We start from the raw sequence: 9,662 nt of genomic DNA, 5'->3' as shown, positions 1-9,662 counted from the left end.
TCCCAAGGAGAGGGGGAATGTAGCGACGGAAAAAGTGAAGGAAATGCGGAGGAAATATGGAGGAAATGTGGAGGAGATTTTAACTTTACTAAAGTTTTAAATTATGGAAAAGTTTGCGATGCAAAAGCGATTTTGAGACTTTTCAAGCATCTCCGGCGTAACGACACAAAGAAAAAAGGGTGAGTGTGGCAACGTTATAGTGAAGGGCTATTGTTTGTAAAATCTTGTGTTTTGGGAGTTGATTTTTTCGTAGATAGCAGTTAATTCAAAAAAAAGTTGTATTTTTGACCCCTCAATAAAACTATACAGAAAGAACTTTGTTACATTATAAACGTCAACTCACTTTCATTATCAGCTTATTAGTGGTAAGCTCCTGTCTTTGGTATGCGGAATCATTCGCCTTTAAGTCGGGTGGTTTTCACTATACAACTCCGTGGGCAGTGCGCGATACTATCAAAAAAGATACTGTAGAGCCTAAAAACGACCGCCGTGGGCGACGTATTAAGCCTAAGAAACCTTCGGAAAAAGCTAAAGACTCCCTTAAAAACGATACGATTAAAAAACCTAAGAATGCCTTGGAAGACATTGTGAAATACAAGGCTAAGGACAGTATTGTGTTCAACAAGGTGAAGAACGAAATCATCTTGTACAACGAAACTAATGTGCAATATACTGATATTGACATCACTGCGGGAATAGACGTGATTAACTATGAGAAAGGCGAAGTGTATGCCGGACGCCTAAAAGACAGTGTGGGAGAATATACCCAACACCCTGTATTTAAGCAAGGTAGTGATGTAATAGAGCCCGATTCGATACGTTTTAATTACCGCAACCAGAAGGCGATTATCCGCAATGCTTATACCAAGCAGGACGAAAACAACATAAAAGGCGAAATCATCAAGAAGGAGAATGACTCTACTTACTTTATGAGAAACGCGATTATTACTACTGCCGAAGACCTCGACGACCCTGATTATTACATCAAAGTGCGCAAAGCGAAGTTCGTGCCTAAGAAGAAGGTTATTGCAGGGTTTAGCAATATGTATATCGTGGATATTCCTACGCCTTTGGCTATTCCGTTTGCTTATTACCCTATGGTATCGGGACGTACTTCGGGGCTTATCTTCCCTACCTTTGGAGAAGTGAATAACCGTGGCTATTTTTTGCAGAACATAGGTTATTACTTTGTAATTAGCGACAATTTTGACCTTTCGCTTACGGGTGACTATTATACCAATGGTAGCTATGGGCTTAGGGCACAATCGGCTTATGTGAAGCGCTACAAGTATTCAGGGAACTTCAATCTTTCATTTGAGAATAACATATACAGTATGAGGGGTTTACCTGACTATTCAGGTAGCCGTATGTACAATATCCAGTGGTCGCATTCCAAAGACGGCAAAGCTAACCCTAATTCCAACTTTTCGGCTTCGGTGAACCTATCGAGCAACAGTAGATATTATCAAGAATCCTACAATCAAGCGAATACGTCGAACTTTTTAAATAACACGATGATGTCGTCTATCTCGTATTCCAAGACATTCCCAGCATATCCTTCGATTAACTTATCGCTATCGGCATCGCATTCACAAAATACGAATACGAAAAGTATTGATATGACACTCCCTTCGATGCGTGCGAGTATGGAGCGCATTTATCCTTTTGCCCGTGAAGGACAAACGAAGAAAGGACTTATCAAGAGTTTGAATTTCCAATACAGTATGCAAGCTGATAATCGTTTTTCGACCTATGACAGTCTGTTTTTTAGTAAAAAGATGTTCGATGAGGCGAAAAACGGGGTGCGACACTCTATACCAGTGAGTACAACTGCTAAGCTATTTAAATACGTTACCTTAGGCTTGAACTCATCAGTAAACGAGACGTGGCAATTTAAGACAATTCGCCGTAAGGACTTCAACAGCAATACGGGCAAGGTGGGCATTGACACCCTCAGCGGTTTTGACCGCTTTATGACGTACAACCTCGGGGCGAGTCTCGGTACAACTATCTACGGTACTTTCCGTTTTGGCAAGAACGCTAAAATACAAGCTATTCGGCACGTGATGCGACCCTCGGTGAGTTATGGTTATAATCCTTCTTTTGACCAGTATTACGATTATTACATTTCGGACGCTTATGGCAACCGCTCACAATACACCCGTTTTGAGGGGGGTATCTACGGTACGCCAAGTTTGGGTGAGTCGCAATCGATAGGGTTCTCATTGGCAAACACCTTTGAAGCCAAAGTGAAACAGAAAGATAGCACTGATGCTGAGCCCAAAAAGGTAATGCTCTTGAACAGTCTCAATTTCAGTTCTAACTACAACGTGATTACCAAGCAGTTTAGTCCGCTGAACATTACGGGGGGTACTTCGTTCTTCAACGGGAAGCTCGGGGTGAACTTTGGAGCAACACTGAACCCTTATGCAATAGACAACAACGGACGACAAATGGAGAAATGGAATATAGACAACGGCGGTAGTCTTTTTAGGCTTACTAACGCCAATATTTCTACTAACTATTCATTCTCGAACAAAGATAAAAAAGACAAGAATAAAGACAAACAGACGGGTAACGTAGCGGGAGGACGTACTGATGACCTCTTTGGGTCGTCGAAACCATTAAGCGAAGTACAGGATATGGATAAGAACCGCAAAGAAGGCGAGGATAAAGATGAGAAGAAGACCTTTTACAAGGCAGTTATCCCTTGGGACATAACCTTAGCACACTCGCTTACTTATAGCAATCAGGCACGCGAAAATAAGATATCCAACAACTCGCTAATGTTCTCAGGAAACGTATCGCTCACGCCCAAATGGCAGGTAGGAGTTTCGAGCGGTTATGACTTTGTAAACCAAGGATTCACCTATACCCAATTACGTTTTGAGCGCGATTTGAGCAGTTTCCGTATGAGTTTTCAGTTTACTCCGTTCGGTTATCGCAGTTCGTGGTATTTCTTTATCGGCATCAAAGCCTCAATGCTTTCAGACCTAAAATGGGAGAAGAACAAAGAGCCGGATAGGGTCTTAAGGTAAAAGGTAAGAGGTAAAAGGTAACAAAGAAAATTATGAAAGAAAAGATACAACAACTTCGGGAGGAACTTAATGAGCACAATTATAACTACTATGTGTTGGATAATCCTACGATTTCGGATTATGAGTTCGACCAAAAGCTCAAAGAACTACAAGCCTTAGAGCAAGCATACCCAGAGTTTTACGATGAGAATTCGCCTACTGTACGCGTGGGAGGTTCTGTTACTAAAAGTTTTCCAACCGTAGTACACGAATACCGTATGTACTCGTTAGATAACTCTTATTCTAAGGAAGACTTAGAGGAATGGGAACAGCGTATTATCAAGACGTTGGGCAGTGACCAAATTAACTTTACTTGCGAACTGAAATACGACGGAGCTTCTATAGATTTGTTGTACGAAAACGGCAAGCTTAAACAAGCTACTACTCGTGGCGATGGTATTCAAGGTGACGATATTACCGCCAATGTGCGTACGATTCGTTCAGTACCCTTGCAACTAAAAGGCGATTACCCTGAACGTTTTTACATTCGCGGGGAGATAGTAATGCCTAAAAAAGCCTTTGAAAACCTCAATAAGGAACGTATAGCAGCTGGCGAAGACCCTTTTATGAACCCTCGTAACACCGCCAGCGGTAGTCTCAAATTGCAAGATACTGCCGAGGTTGCTAAACGAGGTTTGGATTGCTTGTTGTACTTTTTGGTAGGGAACACAGGTGTAAAGAGTCAGTTTGAGAGTTTAGAAAAAGCGCGCGAATGGGGCTTTAAAGTACCTAATATTTCCAAATTGTGCCATTCTACTGCCGAAGTGATGGACTTTATCAATGAATGGGATACCAAACGCCACACTTTGCCTTATGAAACTGATGGGGTAGTGGTAAAGGTAGATAGTATTGCCCAGCAAGAAGAGTTAGGATATACTTCAAAATCGCCGCGTTGGGCAATGGCTTACAAGTTCAAAGCAGAACAAGTAGACACTGTTTTAGAGAGTATTTCCTACCAAGTGGGACGTACAGGAGCTATTACTCCGGTAGCAAATCTCAAACCCGTGTTATTAGCGGGAACCGTAGTAAAACGGGCTTCATTGCATAATGCTGACCAGATTGAAAAGCTCGATATTCGCATAGGCGACTCGGTATATGTAGAAAAAGGCGGGGAGATTATCCCTAAAATTGTAGGCGTGAACTTAGATAAGCGCGAAGCAGATGCTCAGCCCGTGAAATATATCACCCATTGCCCTGAATGTGGTACCAAGTTGGTGCGCAACGAAGGCGAAGCGCAACACTACTGCCCTAATGCTTATGGCTGTCCGCCTCAGATTACAGGTAAGATTCAGCATTTTATCTCACGCAAAGCAATGGATATAGAAGGCTTGGGTGAAGAGACGGTAGAGCAACTCTTCCGTGCCGGTATTATCCATACTTATGCTGACCTCTATGAGGTAACCGTAGAGAAATTGCTCCCCTTAGAGCGTATGGCACAAAAGAGTGCTGAGAATATTGTTAAAGGTATTCAGAAATCAAAAGAAATACCTTTTGAACGCGTGCTTTTTGCTTTGGGGATTAGGTATGTAGGTGAGACTGTTGCCAAGAAACTGGCACGCCACTACAAAACGATTGAAGCCCTAGAAAATGCCACTGTCGAACAGTTGGTGGAAGTAGATGAAATAGGGAGCCAAATAGCCAGCAGTATAGTAACCTTCTTCGCTGATGACCACAACCGTCAACTCATAGATAGGCTCAAAGGCTATGGCTTGCAGTTTTCGATTAATGAACAAGCTACCGAAGGTCAAACTGATACCCTCAAAGGGCTTACCTTTGTGGTTTCTGGGGTCTTTCACTTGTATTCACGGGAGGAACTCAAAGCCCTTATTGAACAACACGGAGGTAAAGTAGGGTCGTCTATCTCTTCTAAAACTAATTACGTGATAGTAGGCGATAATATGGGACCAAGTAAGAAAGAAAAAGCTGAACAATTAGGTGTGAAGATGATTAGTGAAGAAGAATTTAATGCAATGATTTTGTAAGTAGAGTTGCATATCCTTTTATGCTATAGTCCTCTCTTTGTTTGTTAAAATAAATAATCCTTCTCATAAAAAGCAATGCCCCCAAAAGTACTAACCTTTGGGGGCATTTGTCATTATTATTCTAAGTCGATTATACTTACTATTTCAATTCAAAAGTTGTTTTACGAGCTAACTGACGTGCTCTTGAAGAGTTCTTATCAACACTTGCATCTACGCCTTTTCCTTCGGCAGTAATACGAGAGCCATCAATACCTGCTTTCACAAGCAAATCTTTCACAGCATCAGCACGTTTTTGTGATAAAGTTTGGTTGTACTGAGTACCTCCTAATTCATCAGCGTAACCATTAATATTAATGTGTGCATTAGGATTAGATTTCATATATTTAGCTACAAAATCTACAGCCCAAGAAGATGATATCTGTGGTTTAGATGAATTAAAATCAAAGTAAGCATTGATATAACCTTTTCTAATGAGGTCAGCAGCTACATCATCATCTTTTACTTCTCCGTTTTCACCTACTTTATCTTTTGCTTTGTAATTGTCGTTTAAGTAGCTTTCAATTTCATCAGGAACGTTGTTGCCATTAGCATCGTTCATTTTGTTTTGCTTGTTAGCCACTTCGCTCTTCAAGTCAGCAACGTTATTTTCAAGGTTAGCTACGCGTTGAGCCACTTCTTCTAATTCGTCTTTTTTAGAAGCTGCTGCCCAATCGGCGTGTTTACCGTGTTTACCAAGAGCAATATTTAAACCAGCAGTAAGGGTAAAGTGGTTTCCTTGGAAGCCTTGTTGTCCATTAGCAGACTTAGTGTCATAAGTAAGTTGTTGCTTGCTATTGATGTACATTGAGGCATCAAGCAAAAAGGCTATACGGTTAGAAATTCTCAGCTGAGGAGTAAGACCTACTGTAAGAAATGCTATTTGGTCGGGTTTAGAAATATAATCACTATTAAGCTGTGAATATCCAAAACCTGCGTGCAATAGTAATCCTAAGTCACTAGTCCATTCTTCAAAGCTAAGAACACTCGCAAGGTTTGCTACCCCTTGTAGGTTTACATTCCAAAGTCTAGATTCAAAATTAGGCGTATCGTCATCATTCTTAAAAACGTCGTAACCACCGCCTAAGCGAACCCCAAACTTGTTGTTTGCCATATAGCGCACACCTGCATTTGTGCTCCATAAATTAGGCGTATTAGTACTATACCCACTTGTAAAAGGAGTGGTAGGTTTATTAAACCCTCCATTTATATCAATAGACCATTTGTTATAGTCATTCTGTTGTGCTTGGACTCCAAAGAAAACCAATGAAGCCAATAGTAAAATGCTTCTTTTCATTACTTTCTGATTTTATAATTATACAAAAACTGGGGCAAAGGTATAACTTTTTTTTGTATTCAAAAAGTTTTTAACAAACTTTAAAACTTCTGCTCTTCTCTATTGCATAAGTTTTTAGTGCTTATCTTTGTGTTTTAATAACATTCTTTCCAATGGTGTGATAGCACTATCAACCCCTTCTTCAAAAGTCTTAAACTGTTTCTTTACCACAAGACTTTCTCCTGGGATATGTACTTTCACTTCTACTATTTTATTTTCTTTGGTATTGGTATTTTCCAACTTCAAATGCACATCTGCTTCGATAATCCTATCGTAAAAATTATCGAGCTTATCAAGTTTTTTCTGAATAAAGTCTACTAATTTTTGGTCGACTGTAAAATCAACTGGGTGTACGTGTACTTTCATAATGTTTACAAATTTAAGGTTTAACAATTCAATTATTCTTCCTCATTGCTATTGCCTTTTGCCCGAGGGTGTGCTTTCTTATACTGCTTTTTGAGTTCAGCCAAGCTGGTGTTCGTATACACTTGGGTAGAAGCCAAGCTGGAATGCCCCAGTAGTTCCTTCACAGTATAAAGGTCTGCTCCATTATCTAACAAATGACTCGCAAATGAGTGTCTCAATACGTGAGGACTCACATCTTTCTTTGTTGTTACAACACTAAAATACGAATTAATAATTCTGTATACCAGTGTCGAATATATCTTTTTACCATTCTTTACTAAAAATAGATAATCCTGGCTTTTTTCATTCTTTACCTCTTCTCTTAAAACTAAATATTCTTTAAGAGTGTTTTCAAGCTCAGGAATAATAGGTATATACCGCTCTTTATCACCTTTCCCAAGCACTTTTATTTGTTTTTGCTCAAAATCCACATCGCTTACTTTCAGTCCAGACAACTCTGAGCGACGTATACCCGTAGCATAAAGCGTCTCAATCACTGCCCTATTCCTCACTTCATCAAATGAATCCTTCGATGAAAAAAAAGACAACACCTTTTCAATCTCAGCTTCCGAAAAAGGCAACTTGTGCTTCTTCTCCGTTTTCAATAAAAATATGCCTTTCTCAAACGGACTTATTTCTATCTGTTTCGTCTTCTTCAAGAAATTGTAATAAGTCTTTAAAGCCGATAACTTCCTATTGATACTCCTAAATGAAATAGTTTCATCCGATAAGTGTATAATCCATTTCTTTATATCTTCTTGGTCAGCTTGTTCTAAACAGCAATCTTCCCCTTTTTCCTCATATAGACTCTTAATAAACTTCTCAAAACTCCTAAGGTCGTGTTTATAAGCCTCAACTGTATGGTCAGAATATTTCATCTCTATCGAAAGATAAATAATAAAGGCGTTGATAGACATAGGTTAAAAATTTAGTTGATTAGTAAACTCAGTTTCTCAAGCAAGGTTCTCACCTTTCTTCGCTACAAAATAAGTAAATATTTTTGACATACTCCATAAAAAAAGTGTTAAATTTTAAGATGAATTGTTAATTATTTTTTTACTTGTAGAAAATGAGAGAGTTATATTTCTCTTTTTCTTCCTATAAAATTTCTTTTCTTCCTAAATATATCGAAATCTCTTTACATTACTGTCCGGTTCTAATCGCTTCCACAGGATTGAGCCGTGCAGCCGACGATGCAGGAATAATACCCGAAAGCAAACCTACTACAAACGAGATTCCTAAGCCTATCGCTACGTTCTTAAACGATAGCACAAAGTTAAACCCATCAGTACTACTCGGAATTATAAAGGTAAGTAACCACACAAAGAACAACCCAAAAAGTCCTCCGATGATAGCCAAAAGCACCGCTTCAAACAAAAACTGAAACAAGATAAACTGGTTTTTAGCTCCTAACGACTTTTGTACGCCTATAAGGCTCGTGCGTTCTTTCACACTCACAAACATAATATTAGCAATACCAAAGCCTCCTACCAAGATTGAAAAGCCTCCTATAATCCAGCCCACAACGTTCATCATACTAATCGTTTCGTCTATCATATCAGTAAACGACGATATTTTATTGACAAAAAAGTTATCTATATCCTCAGGTTTAAGTCCGCGATAAGCACGGAATTTCTGGCGCAATACCGCTTCATACTCCGCCATATCTACTCCTTTTTTAGGCTTTAACACTACTCCACTGGGTAGCCCTTGTGGGCCTGTATTCATAAAGCCCCTTATAAAATTAGCTGGCACATAAGCATTCTCATCAGGCCCTCCGCCAAGTTCACCGTATTTTTTCAGCACACCAATCACAGTAAGTTTCCTACCGAAAATGCGTATCTCTTTATTCATAGGGTCTTCCTCACCAAAAAGCTGTTCAGCCAGATTATGCCCTAATATAACTACCGCAGTGCCGGCATTAGCTTCAGCTTCGTTGTAAAACCTACCTTTTTCTATCCTAATATCACTTATTTGTTCAACTCCTGCCGAAGTAGATTGTATAGTAGGCGACGGAATCGTTTTGCCATTGTATTTTATCGTCGAAAATACCCCAAACAATTCATACACCACAGCTTCAGTATTAGGTATTTCGCGTTTCATAAATTCGTATTCCTGATAGCTAACTTGCGGAAAGTTCAAGCGTTGCCAACGGGGTACATCGGTAGGAGCAAAAGAGAATTTAGAGACGTTTATCATATTCTTGTCTAACCCCGAAAGGCTCTCCTGAATACTTCTATTCAGCGAATCAACCGCCGCTAATACCGATATAATAGAGAAGATTCCCACCGTTACACCCAATAACGAAAGGAAAGTGCGGAGCTTATTGTCTCGCAACGATTTGATTGCGAAGTTAAAACTCTCCTTTAATAGCTGCAAATAAATAAACATAGGTCAGTTATACTTGTATTTCTTTTTTGCAAATGTACATTATTTTTTTTAATTAAATACGAAATATTTTTTTCTTTCCTCCACTTCTTCGTCACTACACACCCTCTTTTGAAGACAGCCAGCGAGAAGTTTTCACCACATCACCTTCACTTTTTCCGTCGCCACATTCCCCCTTTGAAGACTGCCAGCAAGAAGTTTTTACCACATCACCTCCACTTTCTCTGTCTCTACATTCCCTCTTTGAAGGTAGCCAGCGACAGCTGGGTATGTGTAAAGGGAGAGGTTTCCTTTGATTTTCCGTCATATTCCCCTAGTGCCTATGGCCTAAGGCCTAGTGCCTATTCCTCTTTCTTTCGCCTCGAAACCCTCTTTTTGCTATTTTTTGCATCGCTGTATCATATTATTAATCAACTTTTTACACACCCTTTCTATACC

The 9,662-nt window shown here is 39.7% G+C and carries 7 protein-coding genes; 3 read left to right on the top strand and 4 right to left on the bottom strand.

The genetic code is table 11. The features are described 5' to 3' along the window. From HMPREF9078_RS12125 to ligA, 3 genes are all read left to right on the top strand, one after another. Positions 1–183 (top strand): hypothetical protein (locus tag HMPREF9078_RS12125; protein WP_009419661.1); only part of this gene is annotated, 183 nt, incomplete at its 5' end. Between the two features lie 179 nt (positions 184–362). Continuing rightward, the gene (locus HMPREF9078_RS05030; protein WP_009419660.1) at positions 363–3,038 is read left to right on the top strand and encodes a putative LPS assembly protein LptD; all 2,676 of its coding nucleotides are present in this window, start codon (positions 363–365) and stop codon (positions 3,036–3,038) included. A gap of 32 nt (positions 3,039–3,070) precedes the next feature. Then, positions 3,071–5,059, top strand: coding sequence for an NAD-dependent DNA ligase LigA (gene ligA, locus HMPREF9078_RS05025; RefSeq protein WP_009419659.1), 1,989 nt, complete (start codon positions 3,071–3,073; stop codon positions 5,057–5,059). Positions 5,060–5,198: 139 nt separating this feature from the next. Here ligA and HMPREF9078_RS05020 read toward each other — a convergent pair whose 3' ends face one another. The 4 genes from HMPREF9078_RS05020 to HMPREF9078_RS05005 form a co-directional block, all read right to left on the bottom strand. Then, on the bottom strand, positions 5,199–6,392 hold the full coding sequence (locus HMPREF9078_RS05020) for an OmpA family protein (protein WP_009419658.1): 1,194 nt from the start codon (positions 6,390–6,392) through the stop codon (positions 5,199–5,201). Between the two features lie 114 nt (positions 6,393–6,506). Next, positions 6,507–6,797 carry a ribosome hibernation-promoting factor, HPF/YfiA family gene (hpf, locus tag HMPREF9078_RS05015; RefSeq protein ID WP_002671089.1) on the bottom strand — a complete coding sequence of 97 codons (291 nt, stop codon included), beginning with the start codon at positions 6,795–6,797 and terminating at the stop codon, positions 6,507–6,509. Between the two features lie 32 nt (positions 6,798–6,829). Beyond that, entirely contained in the window at positions 6,830–7,753 is a 924-nt protein-coding gene (locus HMPREF9078_RS05010) for a tyrosine-type recombinase/integrase (protein WP_002671087.1), read from the bottom strand. Positions 7,754–7,979: 226 nt separating this feature from the next. Continuing rightward, positions 7,980–9,227: an ABC transporter permease gene (locus HMPREF9078_RS05005; protein WP_009419657.1), complete on the bottom strand. Its 1,248-nt coding sequence runs from the start codon at positions 9,225–9,227 to the stop codon at positions 7,980–7,982. Positions 9,228–9,662: the final 435 nt, after the last annotated feature.

The organism is Capnocytophaga sp. oral taxon 380 str. F0488, assembly GCF_000318255.2.
Lineage (GTDB): Bacteria > Bacteroidota > Bacteroidia > Flavobacteriales > Flavobacteriaceae > Capnocytophaga > Capnocytophaga ochracea.
This window is presented reverse-complemented; position numbering and strand designations above follow the sequence as displayed.

Coding starts and splice junctions, on each gene's coding strand:
- HMPREF9078_RS05005 (WP_009419657.1), bottom strand. CDS start 9,227: ATGTTTATTTATTTGCAGCTATTAAAGGAGAGTTTTAACTTCGCAATC.
- HMPREF9078_RS05020 (WP_009419658.1), bottom strand. CDS start 6,392: ATGAAAAGAAGCATTTTACTATTGGCTTCATTGGTTTTCTTTGGAGTC.
- hpf (WP_002671089.1), bottom strand. CDS start 6,797: ATGAAAGTACACGTACACCCAGTTGATTTTACAGTCGACCAAAAATTA.
- ligA (WP_009419659.1), top strand. CDS start 3,071: ATGAAAGAAAAGATACAACAACTTCGGGAGGAACTTAATGAGCACAAT.
- HMPREF9078_RS05010 (WP_002671087.1), bottom strand. CDS start 7,753: ATGTCTATCAACGCCTTTATTATTTATCTTTCGATAGAGATGAAATAT.